The organism is Alteromonas gilva (genome assembly GCF_028595265.1).
In the GTDB taxonomy this organism is placed as follows: domain Bacteria; phylum Pseudomonadota; class Gammaproteobacteria; order Enterobacterales; family Alteromonadaceae; genus Alteromonas; species Alteromonas gilva.
Window position 1 is genome coordinate 568,704 of sequence record NZ_JAQQXP010000001.1, and the last position, 26,217, is coordinate 594,920.

Below are 26,217 nucleotides of genomic sequence, written 5' to 3' on the forward strand. Positions count from 1 at the left end.
AATGAGTCCAACTGCCCCCATCTTATTTGTCCTGTTGATGAGTTGTTTTTGTGGTGCTTCGATAGCCGCCATTACACCCGGTAACCCATTTGCCGCCGGGGTTGATCACAGTGAGCCAGTTACCTTTAATAATCCTGTGCTACCCGGTTTTTATTCGGATCCCAGTGTGGTTAAAGTCGGCGACTTTTTTTACATGGTATCGAGTACGTTTGAGTACTTTCCTGCTATCCCGGTATTTCGCAGTCGTGACCTTGTCAATTGGCAGCAGATAGGCCACGTGGTTACCCGCCCGGAGCAGTTACCCAGTGGGGTAAACATCTTTGCCGTGACGCTTCGTTTTCACGACGGTCTGTTTTATATCATCACCACTAATGTTGGGTATGGTGGCAATTTTATTATGACCGCCACCGATCCGGCTGGTCAGTGGTCGAAACCTGTCTGGCTTGACATTCCAGGTATCGATCCGGACCTGTTTTTTGATGATGATGGTAAGGTGTATGTGGCTAATTCTGAGTTTCATTTATATGAGATAAACCCCCACACCGGCGAAGTCATCAATGATGCCGGGGCTATATGGGCGACAACCGGTGGGCGCTATGCAGAAGCGCCGCATATTTACAAAAAGGATGGCTGGTATTACCTAATGGCCGCCGAGGGGGGAACGGAAGAAGCGCATTCGGTTACCATTGCCCGCAGTCACGATATTGCGGGGCCTTATTACAGTAACCCTGCCAACCCGATACTGACCCATGTTAATCGCGCTGGTCAGCAAAACCCGATTCAGGGGCTCGGTCACGGCGATATGGTGCAGGCAGATGACGGTTCATGGTGGATGTTGTTTCATGGCTATCGCTCGCTGGTGCCCGGAGGCGTGCACCATACGCTTGGTCGAGAGACTAGCCTTGCGCCGGTGGACTGGCCTAAGTATGGCTGGCCGCAGGTCAATGGTAATGGCACCATTACCCCACAAATGCGTGTCCCTACGCTGCCTTTAAGTCCGCTCCCCGCAGCTTCTGCTGACGTCACCTTTTCACAACCTTTGGGTTTTGAATGGAACACTGTGCAGGCTCCCCGTGCCGATGCCGTCCATCATGATCCAGCGACGGGCACCTTAACCCTCACCGGTAGTGCATATGAGTTGGGAAATGCGCATCAGCAAGGCGTGAGCTTTATTGGCCGGCGGGTTCAACACCCCGCATTTTATGCCAGTACGGTGATGGATTTTATGCCTCAAGGTGATAACGAAAAAGCCGGTTTAACGCTGATGAACAACGGTACGCATTTCGATCTTAACGTTGTTAATAAGCAGGGGCATCGTTACGTCCAGGCTGAATTTATGTTTGGTGGCATTACCTATACCTCTGAGGCGTTCCGATTAGCTCCTGGTAAAGTGACTCTGATAGTAGAGAGCAAGGGGGAATCTTTTACCTTCAGTTTTCAGCAGGGAGAAGTTAAACAAGCTGTCGAAACGGTGAGCGCCCGCTACCTAAGTTCAGAAACCGTGGGCGGTTTCAGCGGTACATATGTGGGGATGTATGCCACAGGCAGCGGAAAAGCGTCGTTATCGAAGGCAACGTACCATTCATTTAAATATAAGCAAATGTAACTACCACAGTCACACTATGCCCTTTTCATTGGAGTAGAAAATGCGCCGTATCTATGCGTTAAATGGATTGCTGATTATGATGTTGTTGGTGACAGGCTGTGTCGGAAAGGGCGACATTGCGTCCACTGCAACGGCTAATACCGACAGTGCCACACTGTACCCTGATTACAATACCCAACCTGTTGCGCCTGATCCTGCCGGCATGCCAAGCACAGCCATGCAACTTGCTGCCAGCATGAGGTTGGGCTGGAATGTGGGCAATACCATGGAAGCCTCCGGCGGCGAGACCGCCTGGGGTAACCCTGAGGTGTCACGCGAGTTAATTCAGTTAGTCAAAGAAAGTGGATTTAAAGCGATTCGCTTACCGGTGGCGTGGGATCAGTATGCCAGTCAGCGCACCGCTGAAATCAACAGTGCATGGTTAGCGCGCGTGAAAGAAGTGGTGCAAACAATTGTTGATGCTGACTTGTACGTCATAGTGAACATTCACTGGGATGGTGGATGGCTGGAAAACAATATTACGCCAGAGAAACACGATAAAGTTAACGCCAGACAAAAAGCCTACTGGCAGCAAATCGCCACAGCGCTGCGCGACTTTGATGAGCATGTGATATTTGCCAGTGCCAATGAGCCGCATGTTGAGAATGCGGCGCAGCAAGCCGTCCTGCTGTCTTATCATCAGACCTTTGTTGACACCGTCCGCGCCACTGGCGGCAAAAATGCCTACCGTGTATTGGCTGTGCAAGGACCAAAAACAGACATAGAGCTCACCCATCAGTTGTGGCAAAACATGCCGCATGACAGTGTTGATGACCGCCTGATGATGGAGGTTCATTATTATACGCCTTATCAGTTTGCCCTGATGGAAAAGGATGAGGACTGGGGCAAGCAATTTTTTTACTGGGGCAAAGACTATCACTCTTCTACTAACCCTGAGCGCAATGCGACCTGGGGAGAAGAAGCCACCGTTGATCAATTTTTTGGTTTAATGAAACGACAGTTTGTTGATAACAACATACCGGTTATTCTGGGTGAATTTTGTGCCACGCGAAGAACGGGTCAACTGGACGGTAAACAACTAGAGCGCCATCTGGCCTCCCGCGCTTACTTTCATCGCTATGTTACCCAACAGGCTCTTGCCAACGGAATGGTGCCTTTTTATTGGGATAATGGCGGTACTGGTCAATTTGCTTGTGGATTGTTCGACAGAGATGCGCTGGCAGTGGTGGATAAGACAACCATCGATGCCTTGATGGCTGGGGCAGACTTGTAAAGAGCAAAAGCGATTTTGACAAATTTTGCGTAGTAGAGGGCACTGTCAGATTATCTGGTTTTCATTATAAAGCAGCTTTGAACGCTGCCTTTCTTAAAGCGGCTTGCAGATTGAGCAAGCCGCTGGTTATGTTTACAGCAGTGGTTGTACATTACTGCTGAGCAGCAAGTCTGTTACCGCCTGTTTATTCTCTGGCGGCGTTTGCGCCACTAGCAAATCAACAAAATCAAATGATGTCACGCTGTGGGTACCTGGCTTATTGCGCTGTAGCAGGTCGCGTAATACCGCAGTGATTTTCTCATCGCCCACCAGCTCTCTTAATTGCGCAAACACCAGTGTCGCGCGGGAATACACATCAGCATTGCTGGTGGCATCTATAATAGCCGCTGTTGCAGTGAGATTGCCGCGCAGATAATGCTGATAGCGGTGGCGCTCGTAGTCGACCAAAGCCTGCATAGTAGCCTTACCAAAACGCTGCTCCACCATCACCAGCTCTGCGTACTTAGCGAGCGATTCAATTAAGAACGAACCATCGGCGTTAACCCCGTAGCCAAGGGTATGGCCAAACCACTGGTGAGCGGTTTCGTGCACCATGCGCCGGTAGCGCTGGTCAAAGCCTGCCTCGGCAGAGGGCTTGGCACGCACGGCCAGACGGTGGCTGAGCAATATCAGTTGTGGCAACGCATAGCCACTGGGGCCGAACTCAGGCGTAAATACCACGGATAATTGTGCATAGGGATAAGGCGTGAGATGTTGGGCAAACCATTCAAGCGTGTCGCTTACTGCCTGGGTATGCACCTGCTCAACTTGCACTAACGCATTACTGGCAGAATTATCGGTGAGGTTAACAAAGTTCAGCTTAACGCTTTGATCTGCTATTGCCAGGGTGTCTGGTTTGCTCGTTGCGGTTGTTGCCATCCAAACCGGAATGTTGCGGATAGGCCGCTGCGTATCATATTCACGATAAGAGCGGCCCTGCTGTTGCCATGTTTTAATCAGCCGGCCTTGTGCCAGCCCGAGTTGATCCGTTGGTGTGGAAACGATGCTCCTTACTGTAACCGGATGGGAGCCGGCCTCGGTGGCTGGCCTCGCCGTTGCGAAGGCGGTGGGTGTGGGCAATGCCAAAGGCGGCAGACCATGTTCGATGCGCTGCGCCTTATCGCGCAGGGTAAACTGCTGCACAAAACCGACATAAGGCAGCAACGGGATACCCCGTAAATAGCTAAACTCGTTGAGGAGTATCTGATGGGCCGATGGCAGCCACATTTTTTGTCCGTCCACACGCATGCTTGCCTCCAGTTGCAGTGAGGCACCGGGTAGCAAAGGGTTATTGAGTGCAAACACCTGTTGATGGAGGTGGTTATCCTGACTGACAAGCCTTGCCTGTTGCAGCGTAATGCGCTGGGGTACAAATTGATAGTGACTGCCGATGAGCACTTCGGTAATTGGCACCTGACTGGTGTTAGTCAGCTGCAGGGTGAAGGCCAGAGTCGCGGAGCGCCGTTCAGGGAAAAAGTCGACAGCGGCATCAATATGGGTGATTATCGGCTGGGCACGCTGTGCCCATTGACCAAATTGCTTTTCGTAGCTGGCTCTGAAAGCCTGCCGCGCATCAGGCGTCATGTGCGGCTTTTCTTGCTTTAAGGCCAGATGAAAACCGCATAGCGCGACGACGGCCGCGCCCAGGCACAACCAACCGGGCACAGGCAGATATCGCCAACGGTGTAGCAATAAACCAGTCCCGCGGTGACTGATTATGCTGGCGATAATCAACAGCCAAAGAATGACACCCGCCCAGAGACTAATGTAAGGCATAAACGTGTGCATGCTTCTGCTAAAGCCAATCAGGTGATCGGCCGGTTGCAGTGGTGTGCCGGCGATATCCAGCAGCGGGTGCATGATGCCAGCGAGTGCCGGCAATGGCGTAAACTTAACCAGCAGGAATAACAAGCATAAGCCGCCTGCCTTGATGGGGCTGTTCAGCAGATGATGGGCCGCTGTGCACAGGTAGCCAAAGAGTAAAACCGGCAGGCCACTCAGCAACAGTATGGTGAAGTACGCAGAAGGTTGTATCAGGCTGTCGGCCAACCCCTGCGCTACCATAACCGCAACACCGGTAGTCACGACCAGGATGAACCATACCACGCTGAGTGCAAGTAGGTGTGCGCCAATTAATTGGGCGTTTCTCACCGGCGTTGCGGCAATAATTTCAGCGGCGTCATGGCGCTGATTTTGCCAGCCAAGCTGCCAGCTCCAGAGCGCCATCAACACGCACCCGGTAAAGGGCAGCATATCCCACACCACACGATTAAGCGCATCTGAGCTGGTGGGTTCAAGCTGCGCCATCGGTTCTGCATACTCAAGCCCGGAGATCACTTCGGTGAACACAATTGACGCAAAAATTGCCAGAATGAGCGCAAAAGCCCGGCCATACATGATGGTTTGCACAGCAGCCACAATAAGGGTCACAAAAGAAGAGTAAGTCACCTCGTGTGGTGCAGAGGATGTTGAATTGTTTTTACTGCCCCTGGTAATGCGTTTCATCACCTGCAATAAGCCGGGGTGTAACGGGGTGCGTGTTGAACTTTCGCTGTTTTCAACGGCGCGGGCAGTCAGGAAAAGCCTTAGTAGTACGGCACTGACAACCAGCCAGATTATGCCATTTATCAGCACGACCAAGCTGGGTTGCCAGTTGGCCTGACCGGTATCGAATTGTTCAAAAATGGCGGTAAAACCCAGTGGGTCGAGGTACAGCATTGCATTAAAAAGTGCCGGGTTGACCACTTTACTACCGGCCAGTATGGGAGAGCCATTGATGGAACTCAACAAAGCATAACCCGTCCAGCACAGTGCAAAAAACACATACACCGGCAGCGCACTGCGCACATGCAGCACCAGATACATGGCAACTGTACTAAATAACACACAGGCCGGGATGACAATGACCAACAGGTTGAGTGCCGCGGTGGTAACAACCGAAGCATTAAACAGCGGGTGTTGTGTGAGTAGCACTAATTGTGCGACAGCCCCCGCCATACAAATAAAAGTAATCAGGGTTAAAAAAGCAATAAACCGGCTGAGACGGCGGTGAAATAGAGTGGTCGGGGTGACGTCAATAAGTTCATGCATGGCACTTAACCGGTCGCGTTGCAGTAAGGGCGGCGTTAATGCTGCGATCACTATCGGCATGGCGAGCATAACGAGGGTGGCATTAAGCATGGTGAGTCGCTTTACAAGGAGGATGTTGTCTACGCTGACGCCCTGCACCAGCAATGCAGCAAAAACAGTAAATGCCAGTATGCATAACCACACCATAGGCTGGCGCGCAAACAGTCGCCATTCGTTTAGGATAAGCATGGTGGCTTCTCTCGCTGGGCCAGTTCAAAGAAGTAACGGTCTTGTAAGGTGGCCTGAACGGGCCGGGCGTGTTTGTCGGGCGCGCAGGCATGATAAACCCGCCATTCAGGGCTGCCAAAGTGGTAGCACTCGCCGAGTAACAGGCCGGTTGATGGACGCCGCGATGTTTGCCAGGTTTTATCTGCCATGGGCGCGATAAGATGTGCCATTGGACCGCTGTCGACAATGCTGCCTTGCATTAGTATGGCGGCGTGTGGGCAGAGGTTTTCTATGTCTTCGACAATATGGGTTGATAACAGTACCAGCTTATTTTTGCTGAGGGTGATCAACATACTGTGTAGCCGCTGGCGCTCCATCGGATCAAGCCCCGCGGTAGGCTCGTCCATAATAATCAGGGTCGGATCGCCAAGCAGTGCCTGGGCAATGCCAAAGCGCTGGCGCATGCCACCAGAAAAGGTACTCACCCGTTTGCCCGCTGCGCGGGTGAGGTTGGTGAGTGTCAGCAACTCTTCAATCTGTATTGCCGCTTGTGGGCGGGGAATGTTTTTCAATGCTGCGATATGATGGAGTAGCGCCACACAACTCATGTGCGGATACACGCCAAACGCCTGTGGCAGATATCCCAGTTGCTGACGCAATGACTGGGCAGATGCCAGCACATTGATGCCATTAAACGTAATTTGACCTTTATCAGGCGTCTGTAAACAGGCCAGGGTGCGCATTAACGTGGATTTACCTGCGCCGTTTGGGCCGAGTAACCCGACCATGCCGGCGGGTAACGACAAGCTAATATCGTTTAACGCCAGAGTGCCGTCGGAGTAGGTTTTACTGATGTTGTTAAGGGTGAGCATAGGAACCTTGACTGCTGGGTATGTGAATACTGCAACCTAACCAAGGCGAGGGGAGTGGCAAAGTTGTCAATGACCAACAGTCAGGGTTTGATGATAAACGGCACAACGGCGCCCGTAAGTAGTGATGAAGGCGAGCTTATGTCGTGATTTGTATGAACAGGCCCAGAGCGAAAATCGCATTTAAAGGGCATTGACCATGGCGTGTATTTAGCATTTAATGAATATTCATGCATGGAGTGCAAAATATAGCCAGGGAGAATTCATGGCCAGCTCAATTGATTATTCTGATTATTCCTTAGAGGAATTACTCAGTGCCCGCCAAAGCATTAACGAAGACGCTTACCCCGATAACGTCGCCGAACTCGACCGGTTGATTACCGCTAAGTCGGCAGCAGGTGAACCTGAACAAGGACGTCCCTGCAAAGTAATATTTTCGGGCAATACCCGTGAGTTCTTTTCAATTTGGATTGTGAACTTATTGCTCAGCATTGCGACACTGGGGATCTATTCTGCGTGGGCGAAAGTGCGTACCAACCGTTACTTCTACGGCCATACATCCGTCGACGGCCACCGCTTTACATATTTAGCTGCTCCCCTGCAAATTCTGAAAGGCAGGGTGATTGCTGTTGTATTGTTCGCCTTATACTTACTGGCATCCACATTGAGTCCGTTTGCCAGCCTGCTGATGGCAACTGCTTTAATGTTTTTATCGCCGTGGCTGGTGTGTAAGAGTCTTAATTTCACACTTAAAATGACCGGCTACCGAAATGTGAGGTTTGCGTTTACCGGCACATACCTGAAGGCGCTGCTGGTATTTCTGATTTTTCCGGTGTTGACACTGTTTACCTTATATCTTGCGTTGCCCTGGGCGCTTAAAAAGATGGATGAGTTCATTGTCAATAACACCAGCTTTGGCAACCAAAAATTCAGCACATCATTACGTAACACCCCTTATTTTGCTTCCGGTTATGCTGCTGCTTTTACCGCAGTGGTCATCGGTTATGTTGGCGTTCTGGCGCTGATCTCTAACATGGTTGGCAATGGCGAAGGCGCAGTACCATTCGCTAATGGGATAACAATCGTCATGATGTTCCTGCTATATGTGGCGGTGTTTGCTGTCAGTAGCAGTATTTATCATGCGGTGGTGAGAAATCATATTTACGCAGTGAGTAAGCTTGATGGAGCAGCCACTTTTGGCTCTGATGTTCCGGTAGAGGGATTACTGGCATTGCGGGTGGTTAATCTGCTTGCAATAGTGTGCTCTCTGGGGCTGGCGATTCCGTGGGCGAAAATCAGAGCTGCGCACTTTTATGCCGCGCATACACAGGTAAATATACTGCCCGGAATCGATACGGTCATTGCCACACCAGAGCAAACTGCCAGTTCGACTGCTGATGAAGTGGCGACTGCTTTCGATATCGATGTGGCGTTAGGATAGTTATTATGCCGACATACAGCAAGGGGACATTGTATTTTGCCGGTAGCGCGGGCTATCAGCCGGTTCAGGTGACGCTTTCAGGAAATGGTTTATTGGTATTGTCAGATGATGGCGTTACGCAATATGCCCGCGCCAAACGTGACGAAATTTCGGTTGCCAGCAAAGTCGCAAACCTGCCACGCGAAGTTGTGTTACCGAGTAAAGACTTGCTAAATATCGAAGCTGACGAAAACCTTAATCATTGGTTGGATACCCCCGCTGGCAGTAAACAGTCGATAGAAAATGTGGCGCTCAAACTTGAGACCAGTCGGGTCTGGCTGGTGGCGAGCATAGTGCTATCCCCGTTATTGTTGTTTGGTATTTTTAAATATATGGTGCCAGCACTGGCTATTACCTTTGCTGACTTTGTTCCGGACTCATTAACGGAGGTGACATCGAGGCATACACTGGCAGTACTGGATCGTACTGTTTTATCGGCGTCGACATTACCCGATGAAACCGTCAATAAAATAAGGGCCTCTTTTTCGCCACTGTTGGCAGCATACAGTCGGGACGGTCGGCGTTATCAGGTTTTATTCCGGCAAACTGACACCATGGGGGCTAATGCATTTGCATTGCCGGATGGCACCATTGTGTTTACCGACGACATCATCGAATTGATGGGCACCGAGTCGAGTGATTTACACGCTATTTTATTACATGAAATAGGCCATGTTGAACACAATCACTCAATGCGACTGGTGGCCGAATCGCTTGCGACAACACTCATTATTACCTATTTCTTTGGCGACGTTAGTGGCCTGATAGAACTCTTTATGGGGGTGTCAGGAACAGTAGTACAAAATCAGTATTCACAGCGTTTAGAATGGGAGGCCGACGGCTTTGCGCTGGAACAAGGGGCTAAATTTGATATTGAGCCCAAAGCCTTTGCCAGTGCTATGAGTAAGATTGCTGCGGCACTGCCGCCTGATAGTCAAAGTGATCACTTTTTTAGTTCTCACCCGTTGTTGCAAGAGCGTATTAAGCGCGCGCGTGAGGCACAGCAACGTCATTACTAAAGAAAGCAAAAATGGGAGGCTGCAGCCTCCCATTGTAGAACTAATGCGTTATGCGATGTTTGCCCTCTGCTGGGTTAGTAAGCCCAGGTCAGTGACAACAAATAGTTGCGCGGCGCACCGTAATAGCCTTGTTCCCAATACAGTGACTTCAGGTATTTCTCGTCGGTGGCGTTATTCACATTAGCCGTAATGGTAATGCTGTCGTTTACCGCATAGCTTGCCATCAGATTCACCAGCGCATAGGCGTCCTGCTCGATAACAATGTCCTCTCCGGCATTGGCGTACGCGGCGGGTACCGGGCCAACATTACGCGAGGTGGCTTCCTGCCAGCGTATAGAAGTACCTACCTTAAATTTCGGCATTGACTGGAACTGGTAGGTGGCATTGATATTGACCAGCTTCTCCGGGGTGTAATCTGACACCAGTTGATCGCCGGTGATATCAAACACGGTCAGGCCCAGATTGGTTTGCAGGCCGGGTAATAGTTCGCCGGCTAAATCAAGCTCCCAACCTTTTGAGTTAAGACCGTCAGCACCGCGATAAACCTGTTCTTCAACACCGGATACCGGGTTTTGAGCAAAGCCATTGGCGACCGCTACATTGACCTGATCAATATCGAAATAGGCCACTGTCAGTAGTGCTTTATCGTCCATTAACGATGCTTTAATGCCGATCTCTTTTGATTCGCCGGTAATCGGGTCAATGCGCTCAAAGTCAGCGTTACGTTCGGTTTGCGGCGTAAAGACTTCGGTGTAGCTTACGTAGCTGTTAATGCTGTCGGTAATGGCATAAACCAGTCCGGCGTAGGGCACAAAGGCATTTTCATCGAGGGTTTCATCGATATCATAAGAAATCCCGTTAACCTCGACATTGTTAAAGCGACCACCGGCCAGCAGCGACAGCTTATTGGTAAGCGCGAAGTTACCACCAAAATACGCGGCAGTTTGTTTTTCTTCAACATCACTGCCGGTTTCACCGTCAGTGAATTCCGGGAAGGGGGTGTCACCGGTCCAGTTTTCCATTGCCGGTAGCAGCGGGAAGCCATTACCAGTATGAAAATCGTAAAGCGAGGTATCGGTGTAAGCCACTTTGGCGTAGCTGGCGCCAAACATCAGATCGTGCGACTGACCAAAGGCATCAAATGAACCGTTAACGTAAATATCGGCATAATCGTGCTGGTCGTCCAAATCGTATTCACTGCCATAACCAATTAAGCCAAGGCCTGTAGTAGGGTCGAGCAGTGTGGTGCCGGTGTCCGGGTCACGGCTCACGTAGGTGTAGAACAGCTCTGAGTCTTCGTCGGTTTCAATGCGGGTATAGTCGGCTTTTAACGACCAACCGGCACCCAGTTCCTGCTCCAGAAAGGCAAAGTAACGGGTATCGGTGACATCCCAGTTAGACCAGTCGGCAGCGGTATTGGTGCTGGTATCAAAATTAGTCGGCGTGCCGTCGGCATAATAGAGGGTGAGTGCGCCCCACATGTTCCCTTTGGCGTCGCTGGTTTGCTGACTTGCGCCCACGGTGAGCACCGTGGTGTCGGTGAGCGCGGCGCTTATTACGCCGTAAGCCACCGTTTTATCGAGCTCGTAGCGATCCAGATAGGAGTCTTTGGTTTCTTTGGCGACCACGACGCGGGCACCAACTTTATCAGACAATGGCACTGAGGCGTCTACATCCAGGCGTTTGGCGCTCCAGCTGCCCAACTGTGCACGAGCCGAAATTTGAGTATTTTCAGTGGGTTTCTTGCGTACATAGTTGATGGTTGCCGAGGGGCTACCGGTTCCGGTCATCATGCCATTGGCACCGCGCAGCACCTCTACCTTTTGGTATATGGCCGTATCAACGTCACCATGTACGTTACCGCTGAGTACCGGTAAGCCAAGGCCGTCTACCTGAAAATTGGTAATGTCAAAGCCGCGCGCAGTGTAATAAGTGCGGTCAGTTTCCACTTCTTCTACGTTCAGGCCGGTTACCGTATCAAGCACGGTGTTAACATTATTGAGGGCAAAGTCGTCGATCATCTCTTCGCCAATCACGCTGATTGACTGGGGTAAATCTTTAATATCGAGATCTAAACGGGATACATCATCGGCTTTTTTGTATAGATAGCCGCTCATGCGATCGCCACTCACCGTTAGCTTTTCGATGTCCTTGTCGTCCGGAGTGGATTGTGCGATGGCCAGAGAAGGCGTGAGAATGAGTGCTGAGGCTAAACCAAAGTAGATCGCGTGGTACTTCATGCTGTTCCTGTAAGGTAAATGATAATAGTTCGCATTATTATATTCATTGTCTCTTTGAATGCAACTACTGTGTGTACCGACTGGCGTTGAACTGCGGTGTAAAGCGACAAACAATACAGGCAAATTTACTTTCATCATTAATTTAAGTACGTTCATCATTATGCAGGTGCAGCGTTTCAGACCATTAGGCAGGCTGACCGCCGTGATCCTATACCATGAGGAATTTTGATAATGCCAGCGAGTTGGCGCAGGGTGTTGTTTGTGTTACTGCCGATAATCGCAGCCATGCTGCTTGAGTCTGCAATACGTTTTTTGTCTTACCGTCAGCCCGAGTTTACGGTGTATTTGAGTGTGCACGGGCAGTTATTTGCTGAAATGCTGCCGTTTTTTGTTGCCCATTACCTGGCGTGGCGAATACAGGGGCGCCTTAAGCTGCTTATCTGGCTCATCGGTTTTGTTGGCTATCCGCTGCTGGCAACGATGCTGGCGCATCATAGCAGCGGTTTCGCGCAATGGCATTTGCTGGGCATGCAGGGGTATTGCCTTGCGGCAGCAGCGAGTGTGCTGTGGTTTATTCATCGCCTGTCCGGACGTGTCATTCAGAGCCGCGAGAGCTGGTTGTCACGGCTGTTATCTCTCGACGCCATGGTGGGCCTGTGCTTGCTGATATGGTCATTCACCTGGGCGGGGATATTTTTGCATACCGATAATCCCATGGTGAATCAGCCGCTCGAACTGATCATCGATTTTGCCCAAATTGTCGCTGAGCTGCCGTTGTTCTGGCACTATTTCTGGCAGTTTGCGAGCCTTGCGGTAGCCTTGTTTGGCGTATATTGGTTTAACCGCTATGTGCTGATCCGGCGGCTGTTAGCCATGCATGGCGTGGTACCGTTTCTGGCCGGAGCACTGGTTTTTATATTACTGGTAAGCGCTCCTGTCTGCGCGGCTCTGTTGAACCTGCCACTCAACAGGGTAACCGATTTTACGCTCATCCCCTCTGGCAATGGCAATCCGTTTGACGCGTTTAACTATCAAATGACCTTCTGGCTTTTGGCATTTAGCTCGCCGATTATTCTCGCCTTTGAACGTAAATCGCAGGATGCCCGGCTGGCCGACATTGCGCGCCAGAAAACCCGTACCGAATTACAACTACTGCAACAACAGGTTAATCCACATTTTTTGTTTAATACCCTGAATAACTTGTATGCTTTGTGCTTGGAAAAGTCATCACAGGCACCGGACATGGTGGAAAAACTGGCCAGCTTGCTGCGCTACACGGTGTATCAGGGCCAGTCAGAGTTGGTTACACTCAGCGATGAAATCAGCTATCTGCAGGATTACCTGGCGCTACAAAAGTTGCGTCATACTGACAACTGCCGGTTTAACTGTGCGTGGCCCAGCGACAACCTGCAACGTAAAATTCCGCCGCTGTTACTCATTACTGTACTGGAAAATGCCTTTAAACATGGCATAGAGAAAGCGGCGCAACCGTGTGAACTCAATATGTCGATAACACTAAACGGCAATCGTTTATGCTTTGCCTGTGATAATCCGGTCGCCAAGGCGCGGGCCAATACGTTATTGCACACAACTGAACAGGTGACCGGCGATTCCGGTGGAATGGGACTGGATAATTTGCGCCGCCGTCTGGCGTTACAGTTTGGTGGCCGACATAGTTTACGCAGTGAGCAAGTGGGTGATCGCTGGGTTACCCGGCTGGAGATGGAGCTGGCGGCATGCTAAACACATTGATCATCGATGATGAACCGCTGGCGCATAAAGTAATTATGCATCATCTGGTGAGCCATACCGATATCAACGTAGTTAAACACTGCTATAACGCCACCGAAGCGCTTGCCTGGCTGGCGTCTGACAGCGCGGATTTATTGTTTTTGGATATTAATATGCCGGCGTTAAGCGGTATGGATATGCTAAAGGTGCTGGCTAACCGGCCGCAGGTGATTATCGTCAGTGCGTATCAGGAGTTTGCCCTGCAAAGCTATGAGCTGGATGTGACTGATTATTTGTTAAAGCCGGTGAGTGCTGAACGTTTATCCTTAGCGTTAGATAAAGTGCGCAGCCGGGTTGTGAGTGCCCCCGTACCCGCGTTGCCGCAGGATATTGTTATAAAAGTCGACCGTGAGCAGCGACGTGTGGCGCCTGGCGACATTACGTATCTGGAGGCCTATGGCAACTACGTTAAGGTATGGTGTGGCGACACCATGTTGCTGGCGAACAGCACACTTAAACAGCTGGTAGCGCAGCTGCCCGGCCAGATGTTCACGCAAATTCACAAATCCTATGTGGTGCGCAACGCGGCGGTGATTGCCAGGGACAGTGAGTCTGTGATGTTGCAAAACAAACAACGCCTGAAGGTCGGTAAATCGTTTAAAGCGGTGCTTGCCAGCTTGCTGTGAAGGTGAGAAGTTCATTGTCAACATTGCGCTTTTTTGCAAGTATAAACTGGTAACGCTGGTCATCTTACTGGTGTTGCAACAAGGACGTCGTAAACCATGCAACCAGATTATTCACAGTACAGTGCCGCCGAATTGGTTGAAGCGCTGGGCACCATCGACCAACAGGCATTTCCTGACAGAACTGCTCGCTTGCGTGAGGAAATTGCGACGCGGGATAGCCTTACCCCCGACACCGTCACGCCCGCCCCCGTTCCTGCCGATACAGCATATTCAACAGACACGCACGAGATATCCGGCAATTGGATATTGCGCTATTGGCGGGGACAAATATCGTTGCCTGTCAGTTACTGGCTGGTTGGATTAGGCGTGACGTTACTCTTCAAAATCCTGGGCTACCTGCTGGAAGTGAACGTAGAGAGAGCAAATTCCCGCAGTGAGCTGGGACTCTACCTGCTTAGCATTTATCCGTTGCTGCTGATTGTTCTGACCTGGCAATCCGTTGGGCTGTTTCGGTCTGCGTTGAATCATCCGGCCCGTGGCGGCACTGTTGGGTGGTCTGTTGCGGCTATTTTTATGCTTTGTGTAGGCCTCGTTGTGTTCAGTGTGGATGCTGTTCGTAACGGTATCCCGATCATCAAAGAAGGCGTCGAGTTGGTCTTTGATGACAATACTGCACCTGCAACATCGCTAAGGGTGCTTAATCAGGGCACTGAAATTGAGTTATATGGCGGCATTGAAGTTGGCTCTGAGGTGATGCTGGAAGCGGCGCTAAAGGCTCATCCTGAGGTAAACCTGATTCATTTACACAGCGTCGGCGGGCGCTTGTTAGGGGCTCTCAGACTGGCCGATGTCATTCGTCGGTATGGTTTGACGACCTATGTAAAAGAGACCTGTTACTCATCTTGCACTGTGGTGTATTTAGCCGGTAAAACAAAATTGCTTGGGTCAGATGCCAACTTGTATTTTCATTCTGCTTCTATCGGCGGAGCGTCGATGCACAACAATGCCGACTTAGGACAAGCCCTGTTCGACGCTTATGCCGATGCCGGTGTGGCTGACTGGTTTATCTATAAAGTACAAAAAGTCCCTAATCAGGAATTTCTCAACCCTTCTCACAGCGAGTTAATGAAGGCGGGAGTGGTTGACCGCATTGTCGATCCCGATCAGTTCGGATTTAGCGTGATGGACAGCGCTGACTCCATTACCACCGAGAGTGTTGAAGCAGGCTTGCTAACTCAGGATTTCATGGTGGCCATGAAAGCGCAGGACTCCATGACCTTTGCAGATATGCTTGCCGTCAATCTGGATGGCATGCGTGAAGGCTTGCCGCTGCAAAAGCTGAAGCGCGAAACGGCCCGGCTGCTGGACAATCGGCTGCCGTTCTATTTTGCTCATGCAAGTAATGAAGCCTTGGTAAGCTACTGGCAGGTAGTGATCGATAAGATGGACGCACTCAGTAACCATTCACCACTGGGTTGCGCTGCCATTGCGTTTCCCGAGGCAGTACCTGAAACGCATCATAGCCCTGAGGTTTCTTACAACCTCAGAGCGCGTGAGTTGGCCGCGTTAGCCAGGGTGATAAACAGTCTTAAACAGGACAGAGCAGGTTACACCGCTGCCCAACAGCAGGCGTTAATTTCAGCGTTGCTTGACAAGATACAGCAACAGCAGCCGGTGTTCTTAGATGTCTATACCGAACCTGAGGCATATTTGGGCCAGGCAGACCTGTTGTGTCAGGCCTCAATCGCCATGCAAAGGGGCTTCCTGGACTTTGATACTGCGGTGGCAGGGCAGTTGCTAAGAAGCATTTATACACAATAGTGCCAGCTATGGTGTCGAAAGATATTTTACACAGCAGATATCGAGGGCCCGACGCGTTAGCTGGCGACGCAAGTCCGGATACGGCGGTCTTGAGCCGGGGCGATTAGCGCAGCGGACCAGTCAGGCTTTCATGGCGAGTCTGGTCAATTTATCCTTGGTGTTATGAAACAGAACACGAAAACAATGGAACCTATCTAAGAACACCCGGTCTTATTTATGCTCACCCATTCACATGACGTGTTGAGTACTACCTTCCATTCTAACAAGGATTCGTTATGCAATTATTTCGGCTTTCGCCGCTTCTCGCGTTTTTTTCAGTGCCGGTATTTTCCGCGCAAAATGAAATTTCTGTCGGTATCTCCGACCTCGATGATTATGGCAATCAGTTCGTGGGCGTTGAGTACCGGCGCTACTTGTCGGATATTCAGCCAGGTGCGGCGCCCTACTCATTATCTCCTTATTTAAATAAGCTCAGCAGTGTCTACGGGCGCTATTTCAGTGTGGATAATTTTGATTTGTATGAGCTTGGCAGTGAGTGGTTTGTGGATGACAAATGGGTGGTGCGTGGCAATATTCGCTACGCGGATTACCCGCAGCGCGACTATCTCTACACCGCCCGTAATAATTATCTGTCAGCGCGAGTGGACAGCGGCTATTTTATTACGCCAAACTGGCAGGTTGGCGCAGGGTTGACCTACGAAACACTGGATATATCTTATCGGGAGCAAAGCCGAACGCTTAACGAGTCGATCGTCAGCCTGTTTGGGCGGTACACCAATATTAATGACGGAACGGGTTGGGATGTTTTGATGACGGCGTACTACAATGATTCTGCCCGTGTCGAAGTGGATGCGGATTACTACTTTAGCCCGCGTTTTAGCCTGGGCCTTGCCTATAATACCGAAGTGTTTGTTGATGATGCACCGTATTCGGAAGGTGACATGGTCGAGGTGAAAATGGATTACTGGCTTACCAAAGGCTGGTCGCTGGAAGCTGGGATAGGGGTTCACCCCGGTGCATCAGAGTTTGGTTTGGCGACTGTCACTCTGGCCACCCGACTGCGCTTTTAGCTCGGGTATATCAGGCAGCGGGGCAGGGCTGCCTGCCCGCAACCAGCACACAGACAGTCAGCGTAAGCTTTGCAACTGATTCACCTGCAGCGGAAAGCTTTTGGTTGCCGTCATTAACGCTAAGCCAAAACCCGGGCCTTCGTTTTCCAGTGAGGAGGATGGCAGGTAATAGCGACTGTTGATGTCTGTGGTATATAACGCAGCATCAATGAGTTGCCACTTGCCCTGGTACCAGACTTCTGTCCAGGCATGGCCGAAGGCGCCTACCTGTTCGTTTTCATCCATGATTACGGTGCCCAGAATCAGTCGCGCGTCGAGCCCTAAAGCCCGGGCCAGCGCTGTTGTCAGGACTGCATATTCGGTGCAATCGCCGGCACGCTGGCTGGCAACAACTGACGCAAAATTGAAACCATGAATGTAGGTAGGTTCGTTAATATATTCATTCACGTAAGCTGGGATCGCCTGTAGTCCGGCATCCCGTTGCGGCTTAAAACCATTGATAAATGCCTGGGTTGCGCTTTCGTCAATGTCGATAACAAAACTGCTTAGGCGGTACTGTGGCTGCCGACTTCCGCTGAATTGTGGCTGTTTGCCCATGGCGATAGCCAGCCTTGTCGGGCTGAGCTGGGTAGCACTGATACCAGCATAGTCCTGCAGTTTTGCCATCGCTACTGCGGCATTCTGCACGGTTAGCTCAAAATGGATAATGTCTCCCAGCGGCTGATAATCAGGCGCATTGAGCGTGACCGGAATTTGTGCCAGCGTCGGCACCGACTGGGCGCGGGTGCTGCACGACAGCACCAGTAAAAGAATGGCTAAAACGACTTTCATGGCAGGACTGGCTCGCCCTTCGAATAGATCCGCTTCATTAGCAGTTTCATGCCCGCTTGTTCCAGGGTGCCAACATCAAACATGCCGTTGTCTTCAGCTTTCAGCGTCATGGTCAGCGGCCCCATGTCAAGCCTGAGGTTCGCCGCGGGGTTATCCTCAATTTTACTGACCATCACTTCCAGCGCCGCGGTAGGATCGGCATCAGGCACCCACATTCGAAACGCGGCAGACTGTTCTTCACTGGCCAGCAAGCCGGCGGTTTCGGTGTAACTGCCATACCCCGAAATCAACGGGCCATTATAATTGAGTGGTGCTTCTATGGCTTTGCCTTGCATCTCGCCACTTACCATCCAGCTTTCTTCGCCGGGCTGAATCGCGAAGTTACTCGATAACGTGCCATTATCCACCGAATATTCGGTGCCGTTAATCAGAGTCCCGTCGGCGCGGCTCCACTCGGTGCCGACGCTGTCAGTGCGGGATACTGATACTTCATCTACTGGCACCAGCATTGCCGAATGAACGTTAACTTCGATATCGCCATCCTGATCAACGGTAAATCGCTCGCGGCTAAAACCCAGCGGCATGTCATTGAGGCTAAGCTGATACACAGCGTCGAAAAACTGTGGATTGGTATTATGTTGCGCAAAGGCCTCCACAAAACTTTCAAATACGGCAAGGAAGGTTGCCTGATAACCGGTTTCGTTATGAATACATATCTGCAGGCTTTGTTCCGTTTGGGCCGATAAGCCTTTAATAACGCCAGAGACCGTATCGCTGCCTTCGCCAAGATTATAAAGAGTATCAAGCTGCAGATAAGGCGTGGCGCCTGTCACGCCGGCATCAACCGCTAAATTAAACTGGCTGGTAAGTGCTTTTTGGTTGAGCGCCGCAGCGCCTTGCAGACTGTGCTGCACGATGGCATGCAGTGAGTTAGCCGGGCCGTCAAATTCGGTAAAGGCATAGCATTCAACGAGCGATGCCAGGCCAATATCAATAGTGTAATACCAGGTGCCTTCAGTACTTTCCTGTTGTGTGGCGTTGCCTTTAATCCGGGCGTCAACATTGAGGGCTTCGATGGTGAGCTGGCTGGTCGATTCAATCTCAGTCTCGCGTTCCATGGCCTGTTGAAACCATTCAGGAAATTCGTTTAAATTCACTAACAAATGAGCGGTCGATGGAGCGCTGAATACCAGCGGCAACGCGCAAAAAAGTACACTATATCTGAGCTTCATGATGGGCCTCTCCCTGATTTCTTACCGCGGGTTCCCGTGCAGTTAGCGGCAAGTTATTTATGTTGCATTGAGCGCTAAGATAACGGATGCGTGTGGTCTTATCCAGTCAATTTATGGCCACATTGACGTTATTTAATCTCAGGCTGCATTAAAACCACTGCGGGTAAAATCGTCTGTTAACCCCTTTATGGGCTGTTGGTCGTACAATCACTTGTGCCCGATATCAAGCTTGGGTAATTTGGGCAAACACTATGTCGTGCAGCACAGGTAACCAAAATGGTGATAAATTTTATAAAATTGAAGCGAGCGCTCGCGGTTTTGCTGGCGGTGGGGATGAGTACTCAGGCAACCGGCGCAGACGGTGACGGTGAGGTTATACAAGCGCCTCAACAATTTGTGTCAGAACACAAAGGTCAGTTTAATGGCCAGAAGATTAATTATGACGCCATTGCCGGCGAAACTTACCTGCGTGATATCGACGGTAATCCTACTGCCAGTATTTTCTCCTTTGCGTATGTTAAGCAGCGCGCCGATGCGACGCAGCGACCGGTGACCTTTGTTTGGAATGGCGGCCCGGGTTCGGCTTCCGTGTGGCTACATATGAGCGGCCTGGGCCCTTCGTTTGTAGAGGTTCCCTCCGATGCGACGCATCCGGGGTTACCACCCTACACACCTAAAACATCGGCCAGCTCTATCATGGATGTGACTGACTTAGTCTTTATCGATCCTGTGGGTACCGGTTTTTCACGAGCGGTAGGAGAACATGAAGGGAAAGAGTTTTGGGGACTCAAAGAAGATGCTGAGTCGATGGCGTCGTTTATTCGCACCTGGATGACCGAGAATAATCGCTGGGGATCGCCGATTTTTATTCTGGGTGAAAGTTACGGTACCACCCGGGCTGCCTATGTGGCCAACCTGCTGCAAAAAGACATGAAGATTAATCTTAACGGCCTGGTATTTGTGTCTCAGGCGCTGGATTATCAGGGCTCATCGCCGTATATCGCCGACAATCTTATTTCCTATGTAACCTATGTGCCGACGATGGCGGCCACCGCGTTGTATCATGGCAAAGTGCAGCCGCAGCCAGCCAGTCAGGCGGCGTTTTTGCAACAAGCCCGTGAGTTCGCTAACAACGAATTGCTGCCTGGTTTGTTCGCGGGAAATCAGTTAGCGCCAGCAACGCGCACTAAGTTGGTTAAGCGCCTGGCGTATTTCACCGGGCTCAGTGAAGCTTATGTTGAGCAGGCTGATTTACGTATTAGCGCGCGTCGTTTTGCCAAACAATTGTTGCGTGATAGCGGTGAAACCGTGGGCCTGTTGGATGCACGATATGTTGGCGACGAGCGTGATGACACCGCCGAGGCAACCAAGCGCGATGCAGCGTCTGCGGCAATATCCGCGGCGTTTAATAGTGCGCTGCAAGTGTATATGCGTAATCAGTTAAACATCGATTGGACGCGCCCTTACTTATCGCCAGCAGATCCCAACCTTCGTCGTTACTGGCGCTATCGCACTAAAAAAGACGGCAGTGCCTGGGAGCCAGCCTATGTAAACACAGCCGGAGAGTTATCTGAAGCACTGCGGATTAATCCTGCGCTAAAGGTGCTGGTGGCTTCGGGTTATTATGATTTGGTAACGCCATTTTTTGACGCTGAATATACCCTCAACCGGCATGGGATTCGCAGCGAACAACTTGCCTATACCTACTATCAGGGAGGGCACATGATGTATGTTAACAGTGAGGCCAAAACGCAACTGTTTAGCGATATTCGTCAATTTATTACCCGGCAATCGCTAGCGGGCCAGTAATGTTTATTCGGCGCAGACACAAAAAACCGGCTAGCGCACAACGCTAGCCGGTTTTTTATTACAGACAATGATTGCCCGGTATTACTTACTTCGCTAAGTCAGTCAGCATGGTTTCCAGGGTGACCTGATCGGCCGCAAACTGGCGAATCCCCTGTGATAATTTCTCGGTGGCCATTTGGTCTTCGTTCATATCCCAACGGAACTGCGCTTCAGTCAGTGCCTGCGGTGCTGCTTGTGGCGCATCGTTAGGCGTTAACTTGCGCGGCAAAGGCGCCTCGGTATTGGCCAGTTCGTCAAGCAATCCGGGGCTGATGGTCAGGCGATCGCAACCTGCCAGTTCCTGAATCTCACTTATGTTACGGAAACTCGCGCCCATAACGATGGTGTCGTAGCCATGTAATTTAAAGTAATCATAAATGCGGGTGACTGATACAACACCCGGATCGTTCGCACCACTAAAGTCGGTATCTGGCTGAGCAGCTTTATACCAGTCTAGAATCCGGCCTACGAAAGGCGAAATTAAGAACGCGCCTGATTCAGCGCTGGCGCGCGCCTGGGCAAAGGAAAATACCAGCGTAACATTGGTTTTAATGCCCTGAGCTTCAAGAATTTTAGCGGCCTGAATACCTTCCCATGTGGCAGCAATCTTGATAAGTACGCGGCTGGTATCAATACCCTGGTCGCGATATAACGACAGCAGGTGGTTGGCTTTTTCGACCGTGGCTGCCGTATCAAACGACAGTCGTGCATCGACTTCGGTCGACACATAACCCGGTACTTGTTCCATCAGTTTTGCGCCAATCAGCACCGCCAGTTTGTCGGCAGCGACCGCTGCGATGTCATCAGTAGCACCTTGATCTTTGGCCCAATTTACGGCTTCAATTGCCAGCGGACGGTACTTTTCTATCTGTACAGCTTTTAACAAAAGCGACGGATTTGTGGTGGCATCCTGTGGTTGATATAATTTAATTGCTTCAAAATCACCGGTGTCAGCGACAACGGTAGTCATCGATTTAAGTTGCTCTAATTGGGTCGTCATATCTTTTCCATTTTCAATTTTTTCAATAGGTTAAGAAACTTTTAACGCCTTTGCTTGTCACGTGGTTGTGGGGTGGGTAAAGCGCCGCCAACAACCCCGCAGAAGCAAAATTTTATAAGGGTAATACTGTTAATATTAATTTTATATTACCTTTACATTTGCCTATTATTGATATTATCATACAATTAAAATTTATTGGCTAATTTTGTTAGCAGTTAGTGGAATTAAATTATTATGTCTCGTTATACATTAGGGCTCGATTATGGCTCTGATTCAGTCAGAGCATTGTTAGTAGACGTAGCGACCGGCGCAGAGCTGGCCAGTCATATGGTCAACTACCCGCGTTGGGCAGAAGGTCGCTATTGCGAACCAGCGCGCGATCAGTACCGTCAACACCCTCTGGACTACGTAGATAGCCTGGTTGAAGTGGTTAATGCACTGTGGAGTAAAGTCCCCGCAGGTACGGCTGAGAAAGTGGTCGGCCTGAGTTTTGATACTACCGGTTCAACACCTGTAGCGATTAATGCCGACGGTGTGCCACTGGCACTTACTGATGAGTTCAGTGAAAACCCCAACGCGATGTTCGTGTTGTGGAAAGATCACACTGCGCTTAAAGAAGCCAGTGAAATTACCCAGGCAGCCAACAACAACGATGTGAACTATCTGTCGTACATGGGCGGAATTTACTCATCAGAATGGTATTGGGCTAAAGTCCTGCATATCTACCGTCAGGACGCCGCCGTTAAAGCAGCAGCGCATAGCTGGGTGGAACATTGCGACTGGATGACAGCGTTGATGTGTGGCACGACGCATCCTTCTCAATTGCAGATGGGTCGTTGTGCAACAGGCCACAAGTTGATGTGGAACGAAGCCTGGGGCGGATTCCCGCCGAATGACTTTTTCAACTCGGTTGACCCGTTATTGGATGGCCTGGTTGATACGCTTAACCCAGCCACCCAAACCAGTGATCAGGTAGCCGGTAAACTTACCGCTGAGTGGTCGCAAAAACTGGGTCTGCCAGAAGGCATTGTGGTGGGTTACGGTGCTTTCGATTGCCACATGGGCGCGGTTGCAGCCAATGTGCGTGAGGGCGTTCTGACTAAAGTTATGGGTACGTCTACCTGTGATATTACTGTGACTACGCCAGAAACACTGGGTGAAACTTGTGTTAAAGGGATATGTGGCCAGGTTGATGGCTCGGTAATTCCTGGCCTGATTGGCTTAGAAGCGGGTCAGTCTGCCTTTGGTGATTTGTATGCCTGGTTCAAAAACCTGGTACTGTGGCCAACCAATAACTTATTGCATGAGTTAATGGAATCCGGTGCTGATGAGTTGGCGTCTAAAATTGAAGCGGTAACTTTGCAGCGCTTATCAGCCGATGCGGCGCAATTGCCTGTGAGCGCAACTGATATTAGTGCGCTAGACTGGGTAAATGGCCGTCGTACGCCTGATGCCGACCAAACTGTGTCGATGGCGATTACCGGTATTAAGATGGGCGCCGACGCACCGCAACTGTTTAAAGCGCTGGTAGAAGCAACGGCCTTTGGTGCTCGTGCGATCACGGAGCGTTTCCGTGAAGAAGGCGTGCCGATAAATTCCGTTGTTGTGATTGGCGGTATTTCCAAGAAGTCTGATTACGTCATGCAAACGTGTGCCGACGTCTGGAACTGTCCGATCGATGTGTTAGAAAGCGAACAGAGTTGTGCCCTGGGTGCCGCCATTATGGCTGCTGTGGCCGCTGGCGAATACCCAACCGTCGCCGCTGCTCAGGAAGTAATGGCGTCGCCTGTTTGTAAACAATATCTGCCTGATGCTTCGCGCGTTGGCATCTACGACGAGCTGTACCAACAATACAAAACCCTTGGCGCCTATGTCAGCGGAGGTAAAGCATGAGTTATAAAGAATTAAAACGTGAAGTATACGAAGCCAATATGGAGCTGGAGCGCCGTAACCTGGTTATCTATACTTTTGGTAACGTGTCACAGGTTGATCGAAATAAGGGCGTGGTGGCTATAAAACCCAGCGGCGTATCTTATGATCAGATGAAACCCGAAGACATTGTGATTGTTGATTTAGAAAACAACATCGTTGAAGGTTCTATGCGTCCTTCTTCAGACACCAAGACGCACACGCACTTATATCGTGCGTTTGATTCGATTGGCGGTGTAACCCACACGCACAGCACCTACGCCACTGCGTGGGCGCAGGCACGCCAGAGTATTCCGTGTCTGGGCACAACACATGCTGATTACGTGCATGGTGAAATCACCTGCACGCGAGACTTAACCGACGAACAGGTTAACGGTGACTACGAAGAAGAAACCGGTATTCAAATTACGGATGCATACGTGGATCGCGACCCGGCAGCAGCACCGATGGTTATAGTGGCCGGACATGCGCCCTTTACCTGGGGTAAAGATGCCGCACAATCGGTTTACCACGCTGCGCTGCTGGAAGAGATTGCCAAAATGGCCTATCTGACGCGCACCCTAGATCCTAATGCTGCGAAATTAAATCAGGCAGTATTAGATAAACATTATTTACGCAAGCACGGTAAAGACGCCTACTACGGCCAAAGTTAACTACCTGCAAGCCCTTTATTGATAGAGGACAGATTATGACTACAGTACAAAAAGAAGTTTGGTTCATCACCGGCTCACAGCACCTATATGGTCCGCGCGTGCTGGAAGAAGTTGCAGGTAACAGCCAGGCACTGGCTGCTGGCCTGAATGAAAATAATTTACCGGTTAAGATTGTTTATAAAGATACCGTTAAATCAGCAGCAGAAATCCATCAGGTGTGTCAGGCGGCAAACGCGGCTACCAACTGTGTGGGTGTGATCCTGTGGATGCACACGTTCTCGCCAGCTAAAATGTGGATTGCGGGTCTGAATGAACTGCAGAAACCATGGTTGCACCTGCATACTCAGTTTAATGCCGGTCTGCCTTGGAGCAGCATCGACATGAACTACATGAACACGCACCAGAGCGCCCACGGAGACCGCGAATTTGGTTTCATCGGCAGCCGTATGCGCAAAGAGCGTAAAGTTGTGGTTGGCCACTGGCAGAACCCTAAAACTGTTGCGCAAATCGACGGTTGGTGCCGTGCTGCATTAGGTTTTGCTGAGTGTAAATCACTGAAAGTGGTTCGTTTTGGTGACAACATGCGTAACGTAGCGGTCACCGAAGGCGACAAGGTTGCGGCGCAAATTACTTTTGGTTACGAAGTACACGCTCATGGCTTGCAAGAGCTGGCAGACGTTGTTGACGGTATCAGTGACGGTGATGTTGCTGCGCAGCTTGACGCCTACCACCAGGATTACGACGTAAGCAAAGAACTAATGACCGATGATTACCAGCGTGAGCGTTTGATGAAAGAAGCGCGTCTTGAGCTGGGCATGGAAAAGTTCTTTAAAGACGGCGGTTTTGGTGCCTTCACCAACTGCTTTGAAAACCTTGCTGGTCTGAGCGGCCTGCCAGGTCTTGCTACTCAGCGCCTTATGTCGAAAGGCTATGGTTACGGTGGCGAAGGTGACTGGAAGACAGCCGCAATGGTTCGCACCATGAAAGTCATGGCACAGGGACTGGAAGGCGGATGTTCTTTCATGGAAGACTACACCTATAACTTTACCGGCGGTATCGATCAGGTATTAGGTGCTCATATGCTGGAAATTTGTCCGTCGATTGCGGGTAAAAAGCCACGTCTTGAAGTGCATCGTCATACCATTGGTGTGAAATGTGATGTGCCACGTCTGTTGTTTGCCGCTAAAGCGGGTCCGTCTATCAACGTATCGCCTATCGATATGGGTAATCGTTTCCGCATTCTGGTTAACGAAGTCAACACCGTTGACCAACCAGAAAGCACACCGCACCTGCCAGTAGCCTCAGCGCTGTGGGAGCCTAAGCCAAATCTGGAAGTTGCAGCCGCAGCCTGGATCCATGCTGGTGGTGCTCACCATGCGGCATACAGCCAGGCGCTTAGCTCAGAGGTGATCGAAGACTTCGCAGATATGGCGGGTGTTGAGACGGTGATTATCGACGGTAACACCGACCTGCGTTCGTTTAAGTCTGAACTGCGTTATAACGCGGCTTATTATCAGCTTAAGCAAGGCATCTAATCGACCTGTTAGCTCACTGATACGGTGAGCTAACAACATCGAAATACGAGACATAGTA

Annotated in this window: 18 protein-coding genes; 12 read left to right on the forward strand and 6 right to left on the reverse strand. The window is 50.6% G+C overall.

Annotated elements, in window-relative coordinates:
• The first annotated feature begins 1 nt into the window (after nucleotide 1).
• Both OIK42_RS02645 and OIK42_RS02650 read left to right on the forward strand, forming a co-directional pair.
• Nucleotides 2–1,606, forward strand: coding sequence for a glycoside hydrolase family 43 protein (locus OIK42_RS02645; protein WP_273638145.1), 1,605 nt, complete (start codon nucleotides 2–4; stop codon nucleotides 1,604–1,606).
• Nucleotides 1,607–1,646: 40 nt separating this feature from the next.
• A complete protein-coding gene (locus OIK42_RS02650) occupies nucleotides 1,647–2,879 on the forward strand; it encodes a glycoside hydrolase family 5 protein (RefSeq protein WP_273638147.1) in 1,233 nt (410 codons plus the stop codon).
• A gap of 132 nt (nucleotides 2,880–3,011) precedes the next feature.
• On the opposite strand, the gene OIK42_RS02655 is transcribed toward OIK42_RS02650, so the two are convergent.
• Together OIK42_RS02655 and OIK42_RS02660 are read right to left on the reverse strand one after the other, a co-directional pair.
• Nucleotides 3,012–6,236, reverse strand: a complete 3,225-nt coding sequence (locus tag OIK42_RS02655; RefSeq protein WP_273638149.1) for a M1 family aminopeptidase — start codon at nucleotides 6,234–6,236, stop codon at nucleotides 3,012–3,014.
• A complete protein-coding gene (locus OIK42_RS02660; protein WP_273638151.1) occupies nucleotides 6,224–7,087 on the reverse strand; it encodes an ABC transporter ATP-binding protein in 864 nt (287 codons plus the stop codon). Before OIK42_RS02660 ends, OIK42_RS02655 begins: the two co-directional genes overlap by 13 nt.
• Before the next feature lie 262 nt (nucleotides 7,088–7,349).
• On the opposite strand from OIK42_RS02660, the gene OIK42_RS02665 reads away from it, so the two are divergent.
• Together OIK42_RS02665 and OIK42_RS02670 are read left to right on the forward strand one after the other, a co-directional pair.
• Complete coding sequence (locus OIK42_RS02665; RefSeq protein ID WP_273638152.1) at nucleotides 7,350–8,525, forward strand: YjgN family protein; 1,176 nt, start codon at nucleotides 7,350–7,352, stop codon at nucleotides 8,523–8,525.
• A 5-nt stretch (nucleotides 8,526–8,530) separates the two neighbouring features.
• Nucleotides 8,531–9,583, forward strand: a complete 1,053-nt coding sequence (locus tag OIK42_RS02670) for a M48 family metallopeptidase (protein ID WP_273638153.1) — start codon at nucleotides 8,531–8,533, stop codon at nucleotides 9,581–9,583.
• Nucleotides 9,584–9,657: 74 nt separating this feature from the next.
• Here OIK42_RS02670 and OIK42_RS02675 read toward each other — a convergent pair whose 3' ends face one another.
• Nucleotides 9,658–11,823 (reverse strand): TonB-dependent siderophore receptor, encoded by a 2,166-nt coding sequence (locus tag OIK42_RS02675; RefSeq protein WP_273638155.1) that lies wholly within the window; start codon nucleotides 11,821–11,823, stop codon nucleotides 9,658–9,660.
• Nucleotides 11,824–12,054: 231 nt separating this feature from the next.
• Between OIK42_RS02675 and OIK42_RS02680 the strand changes: the two genes are divergently transcribed.
• From OIK42_RS02680 to OIK42_RS02695, 4 genes are all read left to right on the forward strand, one after another.
• A complete protein-coding gene (locus tag OIK42_RS02680; RefSeq protein WP_273638156.1) occupies nucleotides 12,055–13,566 on the forward strand; it encodes a histidine kinase in 1,512 nt (503 codons plus the stop codon).
• Nucleotides 13,560–14,240, forward strand: a complete 681-nt coding sequence (locus OIK42_RS02685; protein ID WP_273638158.1) for a LytR/AlgR family response regulator transcription factor — start codon at nucleotides 13,560–13,562, stop codon at nucleotides 14,238–14,240. Before OIK42_RS02680 ends, OIK42_RS02685 begins: the two co-directional genes overlap by 7 nt.
• A gap of 96 nt (nucleotides 14,241–14,336) precedes the next feature.
• On the forward strand, nucleotides 14,337–16,061 hold the full coding sequence (locus OIK42_RS02690) for a hypothetical protein (protein ID WP_273638160.1): 1,725 nt from the start codon (nucleotides 14,337–14,339) through the stop codon (nucleotides 16,059–16,061).
• Nucleotides 16,062–16,336: 275 nt separating this feature from the next.
• Nucleotides 16,337–17,131 carry a putative porin gene (locus OIK42_RS02695; protein WP_273638161.1) on the forward strand — a complete coding sequence of 265 codons (795 nt, stop codon included), beginning with the start codon at nucleotides 16,337–16,339 and terminating at the stop codon, nucleotides 17,129–17,131.
• 57 nt (nucleotides 17,132–17,188) lie between these two features.
• Here OIK42_RS02695 and OIK42_RS02700 read toward each other — a convergent pair whose 3' ends face one another.
• Together OIK42_RS02700 and OIK42_RS02705 are read right to left on the reverse strand one after the other, a co-directional pair.
• Nucleotides 17,189–17,962 carry a transglutaminase-like domain-containing protein gene (locus tag OIK42_RS02700; protein WP_273638162.1) on the reverse strand — a complete coding sequence of 258 codons (774 nt, stop codon included), beginning with the start codon at nucleotides 17,960–17,962 and terminating at the stop codon, nucleotides 17,189–17,191.
• Nucleotides 17,959–19,194: a hypothetical protein gene (locus OIK42_RS02705; RefSeq protein WP_273638164.1), complete on the reverse strand. Its 1,236-nt coding sequence runs from the start codon at nucleotides 19,192–19,194 to the stop codon at nucleotides 17,959–17,961. The genes OIK42_RS02700 and OIK42_RS02705 overlap by 4 nt, the downstream gene beginning before the upstream one ends.
• A 276-nt stretch (nucleotides 19,195–19,470) precedes the next feature.
• Here OIK42_RS02705 and OIK42_RS02710 point away from each other — a divergent pair, with 276 nt between their 5' ends.
• Nucleotides 19,471–21,003 (forward strand): S10 family peptidase, encoded by a 1,533-nt coding sequence (locus OIK42_RS02710; protein ID WP_273638166.1) that lies wholly within the window; start codon nucleotides 19,471–19,473, stop codon nucleotides 21,001–21,003.
• An 85-nt stretch (nucleotides 21,004–21,088) separates the two neighbouring features.
• Here OIK42_RS02710 and tal read toward each other — a convergent pair whose 3' ends face one another.
• A complete protein-coding gene (tal, locus tag OIK42_RS02715) occupies nucleotides 21,089–22,042 on the reverse strand; it encodes a transaldolase (RefSeq protein WP_273638168.1) in 954 nt (317 codons plus the stop codon).
• A 234-nt stretch (nucleotides 22,043–22,276) separates the two neighbouring features.
• On the opposite strand from tal, the gene OIK42_RS02720 reads away from it, so the two are divergent.
• The 3 genes from OIK42_RS02720 to araA are packed head-to-tail and all read left to right on the forward strand — an operon-like array spanning nucleotide 22,277 to nucleotide 26,159.
• A complete protein-coding gene (locus tag OIK42_RS02720; protein ID WP_273638170.1) occupies nucleotides 22,277–23,935 on the forward strand; it encodes a ribulokinase in 1,659 nt (552 codons plus the stop codon).
• A complete protein-coding gene (locus tag OIK42_RS02725) occupies nucleotides 23,932–24,624 on the forward strand; it encodes an L-ribulose-5-phosphate 4-epimerase (protein WP_273638172.1) in 693 nt (230 codons plus the stop codon). Before OIK42_RS02720 ends, OIK42_RS02725 begins: the two co-directional genes overlap by 4 nt.
• Nucleotides 24,625–24,659: 35 nt before the next feature.
• Entirely contained in the window at nucleotides 24,660–26,159 is a 1,500-nt protein-coding gene (araA, locus tag OIK42_RS02730) for an L-arabinose isomerase (protein ID WP_273638174.1), read from the forward strand.
• Nucleotides 26,160–26,217 lie beyond the last annotated feature (58 nt).

Bases quoted from the DNA above. Each gene is read 5' to 3' on its own strand.
- tal (WP_273638168.1), bottom strand. From the start codon at position 22,042: ATGACGACCCAATTAGAGCAACTTAAATCGATGACTACCGTTGTCGCT.
- araA (WP_273638174.1), top strand. From the start codon at position 24,660: ATGACTACAGTACAAAAAGAAGTTTGGTTCATCACCGGCTCACAGCAC.
- OIK42_RS02650 (WP_273638147.1), top strand. From the start codon at position 1,647: ATGCGCCGTATCTATGCGTTAAATGGATTGCTGATTATGATGTTGTTG.
- OIK42_RS02665 (WP_273638152.1), top strand. From the start codon at position 7,350: ATGGCCAGCTCAATTGATTATTCTGATTATTCCTTAGAGGAATTACTC.
- OIK42_RS02655 (WP_273638149.1), bottom strand. From the start codon at position 6,236: ATGCTTATCCTAAACGAATGGCGACTGTTTGCGCGCCAGCCTATGGTG.
- OIK42_RS02670 (WP_273638153.1), top strand. From the start codon at position 8,531: ATGCCGACATACAGCAAGGGGACATTGTATTTTGCCGGTAGCGCGGGC.
- OIK42_RS02705 (WP_273638164.1), bottom strand. From the start codon at position 19,194: ATGAAGCTCAGATATAGTGTACTTTTTTGCGCGTTGCCGCTGGTATTC.
- OIK42_RS02700 (WP_273638162.1), bottom strand. From the start codon at position 17,962: ATGAAAGTCGTTTTAGCCATTCTTTTACTGGTGCTGTCGTGCAGCACC.
- OIK42_RS02685 (WP_273638158.1), top strand. From the start codon at position 13,560: ATGCTAAACACATTGATCATCGATGATGAACCGCTGGCGCATAAAGTA.
- OIK42_RS02690 (WP_273638160.1), top strand. From the start codon at position 14,337: ATGCAACCAGATTATTCACAGTACAGTGCCGCCGAATTGGTTGAAGCG.
- OIK42_RS02680 (WP_273638156.1), top strand. From the start codon at position 12,055: ATGCCAGCGAGTTGGCGCAGGGTGTTGTTTGTGTTACTGCCGATAATC.
- OIK42_RS02675 (WP_273638155.1), bottom strand. From the start codon at position 11,823: ATGAAGTACCACGCGATCTACTTTGGTTTAGCCTCAGCACTCATTCTC.
- OIK42_RS02720 (WP_273638170.1), top strand. From the start codon at position 22,277: ATGTCTCGTTATACATTAGGGCTCGATTATGGCTCTGATTCAGTCAGA.
- OIK42_RS02725 (WP_273638172.1), top strand. From the start codon at position 23,932: ATGAGTTATAAAGAATTAAAACGTGAAGTATACGAAGCCAATATGGAG.
- OIK42_RS02710 (WP_273638166.1), top strand. From the start codon at position 19,471: ATGGTGATAAATTTTATAAAATTGAAGCGAGCGCTCGCGGTTTTGCTG.
- OIK42_RS02660 (WP_273638151.1), bottom strand. From the start codon at position 7,087: ATGCTCACCCTTAACAACATCAGTAAAACCTACTCCGACGGCACTCTG.
- OIK42_RS02695 (WP_273638161.1), top strand. From the start codon at position 16,337: ATGCAATTATTTCGGCTTTCGCCGCTTCTCGCGTTTTTTTCAGTGCCG.
- OIK42_RS02645 (WP_273638145.1), top strand. From the start codon at position 2: ATGAGTCCAACTGCCCCCATCTTATTTGTCCTGTTGATGAGTTGTTTT.